At 72.3% G+C, this 17,566-nt stretch carries 11 protein-coding genes and 1 pseudogene; 1 reads left to right on the forward strand and 11 read right to left on the reverse strand.

The window, feature by feature from the left end; all coding sequences use genetic code 11:
* Positions 1-195 precede the first annotated feature (195 nt).
* The 8 genes from tmk to bldG form a co-directional block, all read right to left on the reverse strand.
* Entirely contained in the window at positions 196-3,543 is a 3,348-nt protein-coding gene (tmk, locus tag ACT2CW_RS02205) for a dTMP kinase (RefSeq protein WP_445515305.1), read from the reverse strand.
* Between the two features lie 122 nt (positions 3,544-3,665).
* On the reverse strand, positions 3,666-6,515 hold the full coding sequence (topA, locus tag ACT2CW_RS02210; protein ID WP_445515306.1) for a type I DNA topoisomerase: 2,850 nt from the start codon (positions 6,513-6,515) through the stop codon (positions 3,666-3,668).
* 209 nt (positions 6,516-6,724) lie between these two features.
* Complete coding sequence (locus tag ACT2CW_RS02215) at positions 6,725-6,922, reverse strand: hypothetical protein (protein ID WP_037955359.1); 198 nt, start codon at positions 6,920-6,922, stop codon at positions 6,725-6,727.
* Between the two features lie 250 nt (positions 6,923-7,172).
* Positions 7,173-8,747 (reverse strand): DUF7059 domain-containing protein, encoded by a 1,575-nt coding sequence (locus ACT2CW_RS02220; protein WP_445515307.1) that lies wholly within the window; start codon positions 8,745-8,747, stop codon positions 7,173-7,175.
* A 228-nt stretch (positions 8,748-8,975) separates the two neighbouring features.
* Positions 8,976-9,551, reverse strand: a complete 576-nt coding sequence (locus ACT2CW_RS02225) for a small secreted protein (RefSeq protein ID WP_311766762.1) — start codon at positions 9,549-9,551, stop codon at positions 8,976-8,978.
* Between the two features lie 238 nt (positions 9,552-9,789).
* Complete coding sequence (locus ACT2CW_RS02230; protein WP_445515308.1) at positions 9,790-12,228, reverse strand: sodium-translocating pyrophosphatase; 2,439 nt, start codon at positions 12,226-12,228, stop codon at positions 9,790-9,792.
* A 583-nt stretch (positions 12,229-12,811) separates the two neighbouring features.
* Positions 12,812-13,240, reverse strand: coding sequence for an ATP-binding protein (locus ACT2CW_RS02235; RefSeq protein ID WP_037955352.1), 429 nt, complete (start codon positions 13,238-13,240; stop codon positions 12,812-12,814).
* Positions 13,241-13,332: 92 nt separating this feature from the next.
* Complete coding sequence (gene bldG / locus ACT2CW_RS02240) at positions 13,333-13,674, reverse strand: anti-sigma factor antagonist BldG (protein ID WP_014061729.1); 342 nt, start codon at positions 13,672-13,674, stop codon at positions 13,333-13,335.
* 54 nt (positions 13,675-13,728) lie between these two features.
* On the opposite strand from bldG, the gene ACT2CW_RS02245 reads away from it, so the two are divergent.
* A complete protein-coding gene (locus ACT2CW_RS02245) occupies positions 13,729-16,185 on the forward strand; it encodes a DEAD/DEAH box helicase (RefSeq protein WP_445515309.1) in 2,457 nt (818 codons plus the stop codon).
* Between the two features lie 111 nt (positions 16,186-16,296).
* Here ACT2CW_RS02245 and ACT2CW_RS02250 read toward each other — a convergent pair.
* The 3 genes and pseudogenes from ACT2CW_RS02250 to ACT2CW_RS02260 all read right to left on the reverse strand — a co-directional run.
* A pseudogene (locus tag ACT2CW_RS02250) lies at positions 16,297-16,689 on the reverse strand (Rv3654c family TadE-like protein); the annotation flags it as partial.
* Positions 16,686-17,117, reverse strand: a complete 432-nt coding sequence (locus ACT2CW_RS02255; protein ID WP_445515310.1) for a TadE family type IV pilus minor pilin — start codon at positions 17,115-17,117, stop codon at positions 16,686-16,688. The gene ACT2CW_RS02255 and the pseudogene ACT2CW_RS02250, both read right to left, overlap by 4 nt.
* A 139-nt stretch (positions 17,118-17,256) precedes the next feature.
* On the reverse strand, positions 17,257-17,454 hold the full coding sequence (locus ACT2CW_RS02260; RefSeq protein ID WP_051573355.1) for a DUF4244 domain-containing protein: 198 nt from the start codon (positions 17,452-17,454) through the stop codon (positions 17,257-17,259).
* Between the last annotated feature and the right edge of the window lie 112 nt (positions 17,455-17,566).

Raw genomic sequence — 17,566 nt, forward strand, 5'->3', positions numbered from 1 at the left:
GCCCCCGAACCCCCGCCGGGGCTCCGCCCCTGGACCCCGCTCCTCAAACGCCGGAGGGGCTGGAGGGTGCAGCTCCACCCCAGGACTCCCCAAACGCCGGAAGGCCGGAAAGTCAGTGCCCCGCCGACGACGTCCCCTTCGGCGCCCCAGCCAACAGCCGGGCGCCGCCATCCGCAGCGGCACCCGGCCATACCGTCAGCGGCGGCGGCCGTCCTCGTCGTCGCGGGGGCCGAGCAGTTCGTCGGCCAGGGACGGGAGGTCGTCGAGGGGGGTCTCCTCGGCCCACTCGGGGCGGCGGCGCCGACGCGGCGGTTCGGCCTCGCCCTGCGCCTGACCCTGGTCGTAGCCCTGGCCCTGGCCCGGGTCATGGCCCTGGCCCTGCCCGTACTGCGGCATCTCGCGCGTGCGCTCGTTGCCCTGTCCGGGCTCCTGGCCCTGGCCCTCGTCCGGGCGGAACAGCCACGGCGGGACCCGGTCCGCCGGGTCGGCGGAGCGCTCGTCCCGTACGGGCGGCAGGACGGCTGTCTCGTCGGCCGCGTTCGTGGGCGGCTCGGCGGGCGGCTGGGGCAGGACGGTCGTCTCCGCGGCGTCCGGGTCGCCCCGGCGCTCCGGGCCGTCCTGGGGCCGTACGGGCGGGAGCACAGCGGTCTCGTCGGCGTCCGGGCCGCTCTGGGGCGGTACGGGCGGCGCGGGAGGCACAGGCGGCAGCACCGCGGTCTCATCGGCCGCCGCCGAGCCGGTGCCGGGACGGCCGGAGTCGCCGGACTCGCCGCCGTGCCCCGCCCGGGGGTCGAACCTCGGCGTCTGGACCGTCTCCGTCGTGTCCGGGTGCGGGTGCAGGTGCGGGTCGTCCGCGCCGGAGCCCGCCGCGCCCCGGGCGCCGCCGGTGCCGTGCGGGCCGTCCTCGTCCTCGGGCGGCGGGGCCGGGGCCTCGGTCTCCACGGTCGGCGCGTCCGCCCCGGAGGGCGCCGCGTCCGCCGCCAGCCGTGCCTGCTCCGCCCGCAGCAGCGCCTCCTCGGCCTTGCGCTGCTCCTCCTGGCGGCGCGCCTCGGCCTCGGCCCGGCGCAGCGCGTCCGCCTCCGCCTGGAGGCGGCGCCGCTCCTCCTCGGCGGCGCGGGCGCGGTCCTCGGCCTCGATGCGCTTGCGGTCCTCCTCGGCCCTGCGGCGCGCGTCCTCGGCCCGCTGCCGGGCCGCCTCCGCCTGCCGCTCGGCCTCGCGCCGGCGGGCCTCCTCCAGCTCGCGCCGCTTGCGCTCCTCCTCCTCGGCGCGGGCCTTGGCGAGCGCCTCCTGGCGCTCGCGCTCCAGCCGCTCCTCCTCGGCCTTGCGGGCGGCCTCTTCCTCGGCGCGCCGGCGGGCCTCCTCCTCGGCGGCCTTACGGGCCTCCTCCTGAGCCTTCACCTCCGCCTCGGACAGCGGCAGCATCTGGTCCAGGCGGTGGCGCACCACGGAGGTGACCGCCTCCGGCAGCTGCCCGGCGTCGACGACGATGTAGCGGGCCGGGTCGGCGGCGGCGAGGGCCAGGAATCCGGCCCGTACGCGCTGGTGGAACTCGGCGGGCTCGGACTCCAGCCGGTCCGGGGCCTCGGTGAAGCGTTCGCGCGCGGTCTCCGGCGAGATGTCCAGCAGCACCGTCAGATGCGGCACCAGGCCGTTCGTCGCCCAGCGCGAGATGCGGGCGATCTCGGTCGCGGCCAGGTCGCGCCCCGCGCCCTGGTAGGCGACGGACGAGTCGATGTAGCGGTCGGAGATGACGACCGCGCCGCGCTCCAGAGCGGGGCGGACGACGGTGTCGACGTGCTCGGCGCGGTCCGCCGCGTACAGCAGCGCCTCGGCGCGGTGCGAGATCCCGGCGGACGAGACGTCGAGCAGGATGGAGCGCAGCCGCTTGCCGATCGCGGTGGCGCCCGGCTCACGGGTCACCACGACCTCGTGCCCCTTGGCCCTGATCCACTCGGCCAGCGCCTCCACCTGCGTGGACTTGCCCGAGCCATCGCCGCCCTCGACGACGATGAAGAAGCCGGTGGCGGCCGGGCCCTCGTCCGCGCCGCCCCCGCCGAGCAGCGCCTCGCGCAGATCGCGCCGCAGCGGCACGCCCTGCCGGTCGTCGGTCCGGCCGAGGACCAGCGCGGCGACGGGCAGCAGCAGCGCGCCCACCAGCATCAGGGTGAAGGCCGCGCCGCCGTGGGCGAAGACGAAGTCACCGCTGCCGAGCCGGTGCGGCCCGATGACGGCGGCGAGCAGCGGCGCGGCGACCGCGCCGAGCCCGACGCCGACGCGGACGACGGCCTGCACATGCTCGGTCATCCGGGGCCGGCGGGTCTCCTCGGACTCCTGGTCCAGCAGGGAGTGGCCGGTGTGGGCGGCGACACCCGCCGACGCGCCCGCGATCAGGGCGATCAGCACGACGGTGGTGGTGTCGTGCACCAGGCCCACCGTGAGCAGCGCGAGCCCGGTCAGCGCGACCGTCAGCGCCAGCAGCCGGCGCCGCGACAGACCCGGGAGGACCTTGGGGGCCCAGCGGATGCCCATCGCCGGACCGCCGGTCAGGACGAGGACGAGCAGGGCGAAGCCGACCGGCCCGCCGCCGAGGTCCATGGCCTGGAGCGGGGCGACGCCCACGGCCGCGGCGATCGCGCCCGCCACTCCGGCGCAGGCGAGCACCAGCAGCGGAACGGCTCCGGTGCGGCCCTTGTCGGCGCCGCTCCCGGAGGCGGCACGGGGACGGCGCAGCCCCTCGAGGGGGGAGCGGGTGCGGCTGGTCTGCGCGCCGGGCAGTTCGATGAAGGCGAGGATCGAGATCGACGCGGCGAAGAGCCCGGCGCCGACATACGAGCCGAGGGCGGCCTGGTGGGTGTGGAACCACTCCACGCCGGTGCCCAGCAGCCTGCCGATGAGGGTGACGACGAGCAGCGCGGCGGCCGCGATCGGCAGCGTCAGGAAGTTCGTACGGAGCGAGAGCCGCCGCAGCGCGTCCAGGTGGTCGGGCAGCGGCCGCACGGCGGCGCCCTCGGCGGGCGGCGCCGGGAGCAGCGAGGGGGCCGCGCCGTCCTTGGCGACGGTCCAGAAGCGCTCCACGACGCCGACGACGAAGGTGGTGATGAGCAGCCAGGCGACGGCGTCGGCCGGGGCCCAGTCGATCCACAGCGGTGCGATGAGGAGCAGCACCAGCCGCAGACCGTCCGCGCCGACCATGGTCCAGCGGCGGTCCAGCGGCCCGGAGGGTCCGATCAGCGCGGCGAGCGGCCCGAGGAGCACCGCGCCGAACAGCACGGTCGCGAAGAGCCGTACGCCGAGCACCACCGCCACCGCGAAGGCCGCGCCGCGATACCCGCCGCCGAAGGAGTCGGCAGCCACCGACGCCTGGAGCGTCAGCAGCACCAGCACCAGTACCGCGAGCACGTCCCCGGCACCGCCGACGAGTTGAGCGCTCCACAGCCGTCTCAGCGGCTGATAGCGCAGCAGGGCTCGTACGGCCCGCTCGCGGGAGTCCGCGGCAAGGGCACCGGAAGTGGCGGTCACGTCCGTTGGCTGCTCTCGCGTCATCCCGCCAGCCTATCCGGATCACATGAATCCACGGCCCCCCGGCCGAACAAACGGGCGGTGAGCCGTGGATGGCGTGCGGATTGCTCCGCCTTCCTCCGCTTTCCCGCCCGCCGCTCGGCCGGCTACTCGGCGTTGGCCGACGACCTCCCGGCCGCCGTCTTCTTGGCGGCGGTCTTCGCGGTCGTCTTCTTGGCGGCCGTCTTCTTCGCGGTCGTCTTCGTCGCCGCGGTCTTCTTGGCGGCCGTCTTCTTCGCCGCCGTCTTCTTGGCCGCGGTCTTCTTCGCCGCCGCCTTCTTGGCGGTCTTCTTGGCCGGGCCCTTGGCGCGCTTCTCGGCCAGCAGCTCGTAGCCGCGCTCGGGCGTGATGGTCTCCACGTCGTCGTCGCGGCGCAGCGTCGCGTTGGTCTCGCCGTCCGTGACGTACGGGCCGAAGCGACCGTCCTTGACCACCACGGGCCGCTCGCTGACCGGGTCGGTGCCCAGCTCCTTCAGCGGCGGCTTGGCCGCGGCCCGGCCACGCTGCTTGGGCTGGGCGTAGATCGCCAGCGCCTGCTCGAGCGTGATGTTGAAGATCTGGTCCTCGGTCTCGAGCGACCGCGAGTCCGTGCCCTTCTTCAGGTACGGGCCGTAGCGGCCGTTCTGCGCGGTGATCTCCACGCCCTCGGCGTCGGCGCCGACCACGCGCGGCAGCGACATCAGCTTGAGCGCGTCCTCCAGGGTCACCGTGTCCAGGGACATCGACTTCAGCAGGGAGGCCGTGCGCGGCTTGATGGCGTTCTTACCGCTCTTGGGGGTGTCCTCGGGGAGCACCTCGGTGACGTACGGGCCGTAGCGGCCGTCCTTGGCGACGATCATGCGGCCGGTCTCGGGGTCGGGACCCAGCTCGAACTCACCGCTCGGCTTGGCGAGCAGCTCCTCCGCGAGCTCCACGGTCAGCTCGTCCGGCGGCAGGTCGTCGGGGACGTCGGCGCGCCGGCCGGTGCCGCCCTCGACCTCCGTCGGGCGCTCGACGTACGGCCCGTAGCGGCCGACGCGCAGCACGATGCCGTCGCCCACGGGGAAGGACGAGATCTCCCGGGCGTCGATCGCGCCCAGGTCCGTGACCAGCTCCTTGAGGCCGCCGAGGTGGTCGCCGTCGCCGTTCCCGGCCTCGGCGGCGCCGGTCTGCGCGCCCTCGCCGAAGTAGAAGCGCTTCAGCCACGGCACGGCCTCGGCCTCGCCGCGCGCGATGCGGTCGAGGTCGTCCTCCATCTTGGCGGTGAAGTCGTAGTCGACCAGTCGGCCGAAGTGCTTCTCCAGCAGGTTGACCACGGCGAAGCTCAGGAAGGAGGGCACGAGCGCGGTGCCCTTCTTGAAGACATAGCCGCGGTCGAGGATGGTGCCCAGGATCGTGGCGTAGGTCGACGGGCGGCCGATCTCTCGCTCTTCCAGCTCCTTGACCAGCGACGCCTCGGTGTAGCGGGCCGGGGGCTTGGTCGCGTGGCCGTCGGCGGTGATCTCCTCGGCGGTGAGCCGGTCGCCCTCGGCGACCTGCGGCAGCCGGCGCTCGCGGTCGTCGAGCTCGGCGTTCGGGTCGTCGGCGCCCTCCACATAGGCCTTCATGAAGCCGTGGAAGGTGATCGTCTTACCGGAGGCGGAGAACTCGGCGTCCCGGCCGTCGCTCGCCCGCCCGCCGATCTTGACGGTGACCGAGTTGCCGATCGCGTCCTTCATCTGGGAGGCGACGGTCCGCTTCCAGATCAGCTCATAGAGCCGGAACTGGTCGCCGGTGAGGCCGGTCTCCGCCGGGGTGCGGAAGCGGTCTCCCGAGGGACGGATGGCCTCGTGCGCCTCCTGGGCGTTCTTGACCTTGCCCGCGTAGGTGCGCGGCTTGTCGGGCAGGTAGTCGGCCCCGTACAGCTGGGTGACCTGCGCCCGGGCCGCCGCCACCGCCGTGTCCGACAGGACGGTGGAGTCCGTACGCATATACGTGATGTAGCCGTTCTCGTACAGCTTCTGCGCGACCTGCATGGTGGCCTTGGCACCGAAGCCCAGCTTGCGGCTGGCCTCCTGCTGGAGGGTCGTCGTGCGGAACGGCGCGTACGGCGAGCGGCGGTACGGCTTGGACTCGACCGAGCGCACCGTGAAGGCGGTGTCGGCGAGGGCCGTGGCCAGCGAGCGGGCGCCCGCCTCGTCCAGGTGGAGGACGTTCAGGCCGTCCTTGAGTAGCCCGAGCGAGGTGAAATCGCGCCCCTGGGCGACCCGGAGGCCGTCGACGGCCGTAAGGCGGGCACCGAAGGTGCCGGGGTCGCTGACGTCACCTGCCCGGCCGGTGGCAAAGGTGCCGGTGAGGTCCCAGTACTCGGCGGAGCGGAAGGCGATGCGATCGCGCTCGCGCTCGACGACGAGACGGGTGGCGACGGACTGGACCCGGCCCGCCGACAGGCCGCGCATGACCTTCTTCCACAGGACCGGCGAGACCTCGTAGCCGTAGAGGCGGTCGAGGATGCGGCGGGTCTCCTGGGCGTCGACGAGGCGCTGGTTCAACTCGCGCGGGTTGGCCACGGCGGCCCGGATGGCGTCCTTGGTGATCTCGTGGAAGACCATCCGGCGCACCGGGACCTTGGGCTTGAGGACCTCCTGGAGGTGCCAGGCGATCGCCTCGCCCTCGCGGTCCTCATCGGTGGCCAGGAAGAGCTCGTCGGAGTCGGCGAGCAGCTCCTTGAGCTTCTTGACCTGGCTCTTCTTGTCAGCGTTGACCACATAGACGGGCTGGAAGTCGTGCTCGACGTCCACGCCGAGCCGCCGGACCTCGCCGGTGTACTTGTCGGGGACCTCGGCCGCACCGTTCGGCAGGTCCCGGATGTGCCCGACGCTGGCCTCGACCACGTAGCCCGGGCCGAGGTAGCCCTTGATCGTCTTCGCCTTGGCAGGCGACTCGACGATGACGAGTCGGCGGCCGCCCTGTGCGGTCTCGCTGGTGGTCGGGGACAACTTGGCTCTTCTCTCCGGTCGACTCTCGGTGAACGGGCAGTGCCGTGCGGGTAACGCTCACGGCCTCCCTCTGCGGTGACGCTGCGGAGTGTGACGGTACATCCCGCCCCCGTGTCAAACGGAAAAAGCCCGCAACGCCACTCGAACGGTAACCCGACAACCGTCCTGTCTGCCGCCCGGACCGACACGAGGCAGCGTGGAAGGCCCTGTCAGGCGTAACCCAGGCACCAGATTCCGCCGCCGAGCGCGGCGATGCCGAAGAAGAGGGAGAGCACCGCGGAAGCGACAGGACTCACACCGTGTGCGACGGGCACACGCTGCCTCAGGCGCGCCGCCGTCCACAGCAGCAGCGCGGCGCCGAACAACACGAATGCCGTTCCGGCGAAGATCGCAGGTCCGCTCTCCATGGCGGGAGCGTGGCACGGGCGGGAGGCGTGCGCGCGAACCCCGGGTGAACAGCGCGCATCGCCCCGCAGGGCCCCGTCCGCACCCGCCCCGGGATGGCCCCTTCGGCGCCCCCGGCGGCAGCTTCCTGCCATACGGGGGCGCGAAGCAGAGGGCTGTACCACCGGCGCACGCCCCCCCACGCACGGCGCGCGCATAGCGCGCGTTTCTCGTCGCGTCCTGCCGTGCTCTTGCTGTGGCGTCCCTATGCCGTCATGACATCCCTATGCCGTCGTCGCCGACCGGCCACAGAAAGCCCTGCTCGACCAGGAGCCGGATGGACTCGGGAGTGCGGTCGCGCAGCACCACCGGGTCCTCCCCGAGCAGCTGGGCGATGGCGTCCAGGATCCGGCCGGCGCTGAGTGTGCCGTCGCACACACCCGCGAAGCCCGCCCCGACCGTGTCCACCTTCGTCGCGCGCCGCATCCCCCGGTGCTGCCTGAGCACGACGTGCTCGGGGTCCTCGGCTCCGGGCGGGCCCACCTGCTCCTGGACGACCTCGTCGGCAAGCCGGAAGTGGGCGGTCAGCAGCGCCGCGTCGTCATGCGTGCGCAGGAAGTCCTGCCGGTCGAAGTGGGCCATGACCTCGGCCCCCAGCGGCTGCTCGACCGGATGGGACCACTCCTCCACGGTCACCGAGGGCCGGTCGGCGCCGGACTTGCGCAGGGTGATCCAGCCGAAGCCGACGGCCGTGGTCTTCCGCGCCTCGAACTCGTCCAGCCACGCGTCGTAGCGCGCCGCGTACGCCTCGGGACCGGCCAGGTGCTCACCGGCGTCGCGCAGCCACAGCTCGGCGTACTGGGTGATGTCCTGCACCTCGCGCTGCACGATCCACGCGTCACAGCCGGGCGGGACCCAGGAGGCCAGCCGCTCGCGCCAGTCCTCCCCCTCGACGTGCTGCCAGTTCGCCAGCAGCTGACACCAGCCGCCGTCGGCGAGGTGCCCGGCGGACCGCTGGACGAGGGTGCGGCACAGATCGTCCCCGGCCATCCCGCCCTCCCGGTAGACCAGCTCGCTGCCCTCCGGGGAGCGCGGGGAGATCACAAAGGGCGGGTTGGAGACGATCAGGTCGTACGTCTCGTCCCGGACCGGCTCGAACAGCGACCCCTCCCGCAGATCCGGCTCCGGCGCCCCGGACAGGGCGAGGGTCAGCCGGGCGATGGCCAGGGCGCGCGGATTGCGGTCCGTGGCGGTCACACGGGTGGCGTGGCGGCCCGCGTGCAGCGCCTGGATCCCGGAACCGGTGCCGAGGTCGAGGACCCGGTCCACGGGCGCGGGCACGGTCAGACCGGCGAGCGTGGTGGACGCGCCGCCGACACCCAGGACGAGCCGGGAGCGGTCCTCACGGCCGCGCGCGCCGCCCGGGCCGCCGATCCCCGCCGCGCCGCCGACCGCGCAGCCCAGGTCGGAGACGATCCACCAGTCCTGGCCCTCGGGCCCGCCGTAAGGCCGCACGTCCACGCTCGCGCGCACCTCGTCACCGTCGCGCACCAGCCAGCCGTCGGCGCGGCAGCCCTCGGCCGGGAGGGCCGCGGCCGCCCGCCCGTACGGCACCGGGCGCTGGAGCAGGAAGAGCCGCACCAGCGTCTCCAGCGGGCCGCTCCCGGCCCGGGTGGCGCGCAGCGCCGGGACGGTCTCCCCGCGCGCCAGGGCCGTGTAGGCGGACGGGCCGAACAGGTCCAGCAGACCGTCGGCGGTGAAGGAGGCGGCCGCCAGCGCCTCGCGCAGGCGGGCGGTGCGCTCGGGGTCGGCGGTGGGGAGGCGGAACGAGGGCTGGTGCGTACTCACGCCCCCATTGTCGGGGCAATCACCGACAGCGGGCGACGGCAGTCGGCATCGGGACGACATCGCCCGCGCCGACCGCGGTGACGGGCCGACAAAGGGCGCGCCAGGGGGCGGCGTTGACCCCCTGACGGCGGAACTCCGGAACGGTCCACGTAAGGACTACGGGGACCGCCCGGAAGGACCACGAGGGCTACGGTGCCACGCGGGCCGACGAGGACCGACCAGGACCGGCTAGGACTGCGTCGTGGCGCCGCCGCCGGCCGTCTTCGGCTTCTGGCAGCCGGGCTGCTTGGCCATCGCCGAGCCGACCTTGCCCTCCTGGAGCTTCTGTAGGGCCTGGTCACCCGACTTGCTGAGCTTGTCGAGCTCATCGGCGACGCCCGCGAGTCCCTGGGCGAACTTGGACTTGTCCGAGGTGTCCAGCTTGTCGATGGCCGACTTCAGCTTCGTGTACGACCCCGAGGTGGCGTTGAGCTCCTTGACCGCCTGCTTCTGGGTCTTGTCGCCGCTGTCCACGGGCGGCGGGCCCGCCTTGTTCACGGCCTTGGCGAGCGCCCCGTAGGACTCGGAGATCTCCTGGAACGCCTTGGAGTCGGTCTGCTGGAGCTTCTTGGAGTCCTGCTCGTCGGCCGCGCCCTGGATCGCGGTGTTGGCGCCCTGGATCTTCTTCAGCTGAGGCTGCACCTCGTCACAGACCGACTTGGCCCAGTCGTTGACCTTCTTGTCGTCGTCGCCGCCCCCGCAGCCGGTCAGCGCCAGTACGAGTGCCGCACCGCCGGACAGTGCAGCCACAAGCTTCTTGTTCACCGGATTGGTCCCTTCCATGGCTCTCGGCCCCGGAACATACACGTCCATCCGGCGAAGCCCACCGGGAGAGCGTCCCGTATGAATATCTTTAGGAGCATTTGCACCACGCTCATTGTGGACATGGCCTCATCGAGCGGATGGCACATCGTGGGCAGGGAGGCGGGCGGACGATGTGCCGTCGCACACCGCCCGCCCGCATGTCGCGGGGGCCTTCCCGGCCCCCTGGCCCCCTCCTGGGCTAGGACACCACCGCCGCGTCGGCTGACTTCGCCACGCGCTCGGAGTTGTCTTCGTCACCTACGGCGATTCCGCGCCGCTTGGAGATGTAGACGGCGGTCACGATGATCACGACGGCGATCACCGCGACGACCGCGCGCAGCCCCGGGCTGGCGTTGTTCCCGTAGGAGAACTTGACCACCGCCGGGGCGATCAGCAGCGCCACCAGGTTCATCACCTTCAGCAGCGGGTTGATCGCGGGTCCGGCGGTGTCCTTGAAGGGATCGCCGACCGTGTCGCCGATCACCGTCGCGGCATGGGCCTCACTCCCCTTGCCGCCGTGGTGACCGTCCTCGACCAGCTTCTTGGCGTTGTCCCAGGCGCCGCCGGAGTTGGCGAGGAAGACGGCCATCAGCGTGCCGGTGCCGATCGCGCCCGCCAGGAACGAGCCGAGCGCGCCGACCCCGAAGGTGAAGCCGACGGCGATCGGCGCCATGACGGCGAGCAGACCCGGTGTGGCCAGCTCGCGCAGCGCGTCCTTGGTGCAGATGTCGACGACCCGGCCGTACTCGGGCTTCTCGGTGTAGTTCATGATCCCGGGCTTCTCGCGGAACTGCCGCCGCACCTCGAAGACCACCGCACCGGCCGAACGCGACACCGCGTTGATCGCCAACCCGGAGAAGAGGAAGACGACGGCGGCGCCGAGGACGAGGCCCACCAGGTTGTTGGGCTGCGAGATGTCCAGGTTCAGATTCATCTCCCCGGCCACGGAGGTGTGCACGTCACTCACCGCCTCGGCGATGGCGTCGCGGTACGAGCCGAAGAGCGCGGCCGCCGCGAGCACCGCCGTGGCGATGGCGATGCCCTTGGTGATCGCCTTGGTGGTGTTGCCGACCGCGTCCAGGTCGGTGAGCACCTGCGCGCCCGCGCCCTCGACATCGCCGGACATCTCGGCGATGCCCTGGGCGTTGTCGGAGACCGGGCCGAAGGTGTCCATGGCGACGATCACACCGACCGTGGTGAGCAGACCGGTACCGGCGAGCGCCACGGCGAACAGCGCCAGCATGATCGAACTGCCGCCGAGCAGGAAGGCGCCGTAGACGCTCAGCCCGATCAGCACCGCCGAGTAGACGGCGGACTCCAGACCCAGCGAGATACCGGAGAGCACCACGGTGGCCGGGCCGGTCAGCGAGGTCTTGCCGACGTCCCGCACGGGGCGCCGGGTGGTCTCGGTGAAGTAGCCCGTGAGCTGCTGGATGAGCGCGGCCAGCACGATGCCGACGGCGACCGCGACGAGCGCGAGCACCCGCGGATCACCGCTGTGGCCGAGGATCTCGCGGTTGGTGACACCGTCGAGGTCCGCGTAGCTGGACGGCAGATAGGCGAAGACCGCGATCGCCACCAGCGCCATAGAGATCACGGCGGAGATGAAGAAGCCCCGGTTGATGGCGCTCATCCCGCTGCGGTCGGAGCGGCGCGGGGCCACGGCGAAGATCCCGATCATGGCGGTGACCACGCCGATGGCCGGGACGAGCAGCGGGAAGGCCAGCCCGGAGTCGCCGAAGGCCGCCTTGCCGAGGATCAGCGCGGCCACCAGGGTGACGGCGTACGACTCGAAGAGGTCGGCGGCCATACCGGCGCAGTCCCCGACGTTGTCGCCAACGTTGTCCGCGATGGTCGCGGCGTTGCGCGGGTCGTCCTCGGGGATGCCCTTCTCGACCTTGCCGACGAGGTCGGCGCCGACGTCGGCGGCCTTGGTGAAGATGCCGCCGCCGACCCTCATGAACATCGCGATCAGCGCGGCGCCGAGCCCGAAGCCCTCCAGCACCTTGGGCGCGTCGGCCGCGTAGACCAGCACCACGCAGGAGGCGCCCAGCAGTCCGAGGCCCACGGTGAACATGCCCACCACACCGCCGGTACGGAATGCGATCTTCATTGCCTTGTGCGAGACGGCCGTGAGATCCACGCTCGGCTTACCGGGTGCGGAAGCGGCCGAATCGCCATTGACGGGTGTGGTGGGGGGCTCGGGGGTGGCCTCACGGGCGGCGGCCGCGACGCGCACATTGCTGCGCACCGCGAGCCACATCCCGATATAGCCGGTCGCCGCCGAGAATGCCGCACCGATCAGAAAGAACACCGAACGCCCGATGCGCTGCGCCCAGTCGTCCGCCGGCAACAGCATGAGCAGGAAGAACACCACCACGGCGAATCCACCGAGGGTGCGCAGCTGCCGGGCCAGATAGGCATTGGCGCCTTCCTGAACGGCTTCGGCGATCTTCTTCATACCGTCCGTGCCCTCGCCGGCCGCGAGGACTTGTCGTACCAGCACCACCGCGACCGCGAGCGCCGCGATCGCGACGGCGGCGATCACCAGCACGAGCACACGGTTGTCGTCGGTCAGCTCTGCGGCGGCCAGGGTTGGGGTGAGGTCCAGCTGATGAGGGGTGAGAGGCCCCGCCATTCGTCCTCCTTGACGTTTGGCACATGGGCGCGCAGCAGTTCTGCGACCGCAGAAGAGCCGCCGCGCTCAGGCGTCCTGAGCTCGAGATGTGGACGGATTGTAGGGAGCGTCACACGATCAAAACAGGGCGCCGGAATGGGAATTCCCCCGCACCAGCGAAGATCAATAGGTTTGGCGGTACGAATTCCTTCGGAAGAAGGAAGGTCGACAATTCGGTGACGGATGTAAAGTGATCGCCATAAATGATCTATATGAACGATCTTAATGGCGATCTTGCGACGATCGCGCGGCACTGAGAAAAACGCTGTTCAGAGCGTACGCCCGAGATCGATAAAGCGCGCGCCGAGAGATGCGCCGCGGGGTGCGCCGGGGCGCGCCGGGACGGCGCCGCCGAGTGGGCGCGGACACGCCGACAGCCGGACCGGCGATCTTGAAACGGCCGGTCCGGTGGTCCGGAAGATCGGGCGAGGGATGACGGACGAATGACCCCGCGAAGGGCCCGATCCGGCGACGACATGGCCCGAAACCGGTACGGGCGGAACCCGAACCGGTGGGCCAGGCCCGCCGAAGGCCTTGGCTCGGGCTAGGACACCAGAGGCTGGGGCGCGGTCGGCCAGCTCATCCGGATCACTCCACCGGTCTCGCTGGTCGTCACCTCGACATCGTCGACGAGCCCGCTGATGACGGCGAGACCCATCTCGTCCTCGCCCTCGGCCTCGTCGTCCGCCTCCGGATGGGAGCCGGGCGCCAGGGCGGCCGAGGTCGGGGATTCGTCACCGACCTCGATGGAGAACTTCTTCTCCTCCTCGGTCAGGATCACCCGCACCGGTGCCTCCACCCCATTGCTCAGGTGGAGCCCGACCGCGCGTGTGCAGGCCTCGCCGACCGCGAGCCGCACCTCGTCGAGCACGGCCTCATCCACCCCCGCCCGGCGCGCCACGGCCGCCGCGACAAGACGAGCGGTCCTGACGTGCTCGGGCAGCGCGCTGAAGCGGAGTTCGACGGTGGCCATGCCATCCCCCTCGGGCGTATGGGCGTGCGTATGGGGAGGGCCGGGCGGGCACCGCCCGGAACCCCCTTCTGTGTCTTCCTTCGGCGATCTTGTCAGTCGGTCGCCGCGACAGCGTCCTCGACCGAGGTGTGAATCGGGAACACCTTGGTCAGGCCGGTGATGCGGAAGATCTTCAGAATGCGCTCCTGGTTGCAGACCAGGCGCAGCGAGCCCTCGTGGGCCCGCACTCGCTTGAGCCCGCCGACGAGCACGCCGAGTCCGGTGGAGTCGAGAAAGTCGACGCCCTCCATGTCGACGACCAGGTGGTAGTTGCCGTCGTTGACAAGCTCGACCAGCTGCTCGCGCAGCTTGGGCGCGGTGTATACATCAATCTCGCCACCGACCTCGACGACCGTGCGGTCATCGACGGTCCGAGTCGACAGGGACAGGTCCACGGATCCTCCAGCACCTTGCATCGAGCGGTCGCCCCCCATGGATCGGCAGCCGCGATGGCATTCAATCACTTACCAGCAGGCGTGCACGACGCCTTGAGACCATTGTCCGTCAGACCAGTGACACACTCGGTGTCGATGGCCGACAACCAAATCCCGCGGCAGGCGGGCATACGCCCCTCACCCCGGGCCGTCCTCGGCCGGTTGAGCACGGGGGCGAGCCGGAGCACGCGCATCACTCATACGGAGCACTTGCCCCCACGCCCGGGAACCCATGCCGACTGGCCCTCGGCGATCCGGCCGGAGGTGATCAACGCCATTCGCGCGGTCGGCATCGATCGCCCCTGGGCCCACCAGGCGCGCACGGCCGAACACGCGCTGCGCGGCGAATCGGCGGTCGTGGCCACCGGAACCGCCTCCGGCAAGTCCCTCGCCTATCTGGCCCCCGTCCTCAGCACCCTGCTGGACGGCTCGGAGGAGCCCAGCGGCCGGGGGACGACCGCCCTGTACCTCTCCCCCACCAAGGCGCTGGCCGCCGATCAGCGGCGCGCGGTGGCCGCCCTCACCGCCCCGCTGGGCTCCGGCATCCGGGCGGCGGTCTACGACGGCGACACGCCCGTCGAGGAGCGCGAGTGGGTCCGGCAGTACGCGAACTACGTGCTCACCAACCCCGACATGCTCCACCGGGGCATCCTGCCCGGCCACCCCAGATGGTCCTCCTTCCTGCGCGCGCTGCGCTATGTGGTGATCGACGAGTGCCACACCTACCGGGGTGTCTTCGGCTCCCATGTGGCCCAGGTGCTGCGCAGGCTGCGCCGCGTCTGCGCCCGCTACGGCTCCTCGCCCGTGTTCCTGCTCGCCTCGGCCACCGCCTCCGATCCGGCGGTCGCCGCGGGCCGGCTGACCGGCGTGCCCGTGGTGGAGATCACCGAGGACGGCTCGCCCCGCGGCGAGGTCGTCTTCGCCCTCTGGGAGCCGCCGCTGACCGAGCTCCACGGCGAGCAGGGCGCCCCCGTGCGGCGCACGGCCACGGCCGAGTCCGCGGACCTGCTCACCGACCTGGCCGTCCAGGGCGTCCGTACGGTCACCTTCGTGCGCTCCCGGCGGGGCGCGGAGCTCATCGCGCTCATCGCCCAGGAGCGGCTCGCGGAGGTGGACCGCTCGCTGCCGGACCGGATCGCCGCCTATCGGGGCGGCTATCTCCCCGAGGAGCGCCGCGCTCTGGAGAAGGCCCTGCACTCCGGTGAGCTGCTGGGGCTCGCCGCGACCACCGCCCTGGAGCTGGGGATGGACATCGCCGGGCTGGACGCCGTGGTCGTGGCGGGCTATCCCGGCACCCGCGCCTCCCTGTGGCAGCAGGCGGGGCGGGCCGGGCGCACCGGCGAAGGGGCCCTCGCGATCCTGGTCGCCCGGGACGACCCGCTGGACACCTATCTCGTCCATCACCCGGACGCCCTCTTCCGGCAGCCGGTGGAGTCCACCGTGCTGGACCCGGACAACCCTTACGTCCTCGCACCGCATCTGTGCGCCGCCGCGGCCGAGCTTCCGCTCACCGAGCCCGACCTGGAGCTCTTCGGGCCCGCCACGGAGGAGCTGATGCCGCAGCTGGAGCAGCGCAAGCTGCTGCGCCGCCGGGCGAAGGCCTGGCACTGGACCCGCCGTGAGCGCGCCGCCGACCTCACCGACATCCGCGGGACGGGTGGCAGCCCGGTCCAGGTCGTGGAGGCGGCCACCGGGCGGCTGCTGGGCACCGTGGACGCCGCGGCGGCCCACACCACCGTCCACGAGGGCGCCGTCCACCTCCACCAGGGCCGGAGCTATCTCGTCAAACAGCTCGACCTCGACGACTCGGTCGCCCTGGTGGAGGAGGCCACTCCGCCCTACTCGACCACGGCCCGCGACACCACGGCGATCTCCATCCTGGAGACCACCACCGAGATCCCCTGGGGGGACGCGCGGCTGTGCTTCGGTTCCGTCGAGGTCACCAACCAGGTGGTCTCCTTCCTGCGCCGCAAGCTGATCACCGGCGAGGTCCTCGGCGAGTCCAAGCTGGACCTTCCGCCGCGCACCCTGCGCACCCGGGCGGTGTGGTGGACGGTGACCGACGACCAGCTCGAGGAGGCCCGGGTGCACCCCCAGGCCCTCGGCGGCGCCCTGCACGCCGCGGAGCACGCCTCGATCGGCATCCTGCCGCTCTTCGCCACCTGTGACCGCTGGGACATCGGCGGGGTGTCCATCCCGCTGCACCCCGACACGCTGCTGCCCACCGTCTTCGTCTACGACGGGCATCCGGGTGGCGCGGGCTTCGCCGAGCGCGCCTTCCACACGGCCGCCCGCTGGCTGGCGGCCACCCGTGAGGCGATCGCCGTATGCGAGTGCGAGGCGGGATGCCCGTCCTGCATCCAGTCGCCCAAGTGCGGGAACGGCAACGACCCGCTGGACAAGAAGGCCGCCATCCGCCTGCTGACGACCCTGCTCGCCGGCGCCCCGGAGCAGCCGCCGACCGCCGAGTGAGCGTTCCCCGCCGCCCGGTGGGGACGGCGGTCCGGTGACCGGAGTGCCCGCGGGCCCCGCTCGCGCCCGGACGCGGAGGGTGAACGGGCCGGTGCGCACCTCGGCCGTGAGATCCGCGATCTCACCGCTCAGGGCGCATCGCACCACGTGCGCCCCCTGCGCGGAGGCCACCCGCCGGGCGAGACCGCACGCCGTACGAGCCCCCTCCAGGCCGTGGTCCGCCGCCGCGAGCGCCGCCAGATCGGCGGCTCCGCCCGCCCGATGGCGCGCCACCATGGCCTGCCCGGCCGCCAGTACGGCCGCGAACACCACGCACAGCGCCGTCGCGGCCAGCGCGGTCCAGACGGTGGCCGACCCCCGGTCGGCCGCCCACCTCACCGGGCCGCCTCTCGAGTTCACGGAACGGCCTCCCGGACTCACGGGACGGCTTCCCGAGCTCACGGGACCGCCTCCCGGACTCACGGGACCACCTCCCGGACTCACAGAACGGCCTCCCGAGCTCACGGGACCGTCTCCCGGGCCGTACCGACCGCGCCGGGCTCGCCGCCCCCGCTCATCGCGTCATCCGCGCCCACCGAGTCCTCGGCGAGCGCGGCGGCCTCGCCGCGCAGATCCACCGCCAGCGGGCCAGGACCGACGGCGTGGGTACGGACCCGCACCCGCACCAGGTCCCCCTCCTGCCATAGCTCGACCCGAGCCCCATCGGGCGCGGCCGAGCGGGCGGCGGCCATCGCGTCTGCCTCCGGCTCCGAACGCGCCGCCGCCCTCGCCCCGGCTCTGGCCGCGTCCACGCACTGAAGCTGCGCGGACGCGGCCATCAGCCCCCAGATCAGCGTCACGGCGAACAACACCAGCACCGGCAGCGCGACCGCCGCCTCCGCCGTTACGTAGCCGCTGTCCCGCGCAGGGCCCAGGGCCCCCGGCACGCCCATCCTGGGCACGCTACGGGCCCTCGGAACGCCGCTACGGGCTCTCCGGGCGCCACCGGCCCTCAGGACGCCACTGGCCCTCGGGACGCCCCGCGCGCCGCTCCTGGCGCGCGAGCCCGTCCGCTCCCCCGTCCCCGGCGACTCAGAACTGCGCATCGAGCGCCCGTCCGATGACCGACTGGAGCGCACTGCTGACGGCCCCGCTGGTCACCACCTTGTAGAGCACCGCGGCGAAACCGCATGCCGCGATCGTGCCCATCGCGTACTCGGCGGTGGTCATGCCCGCCTCGGCCTTCGCCCGCGCCGCCGCGTACCGCCGTACCCACCACTGCTTCACCATGTCGGCCCCCCTTGTCCTGTCCGCGGCGTCACCGACCGCGGTGTCCTCGTTCGTCGTGCTGTTGTCGTTCGTCATGCTGTTGTCGTGCAGCTGCCGCTCGTGCGGCTGTCGT

The organism is Streptomyces sp. NEAU-174, assembly GCF_052665095.1.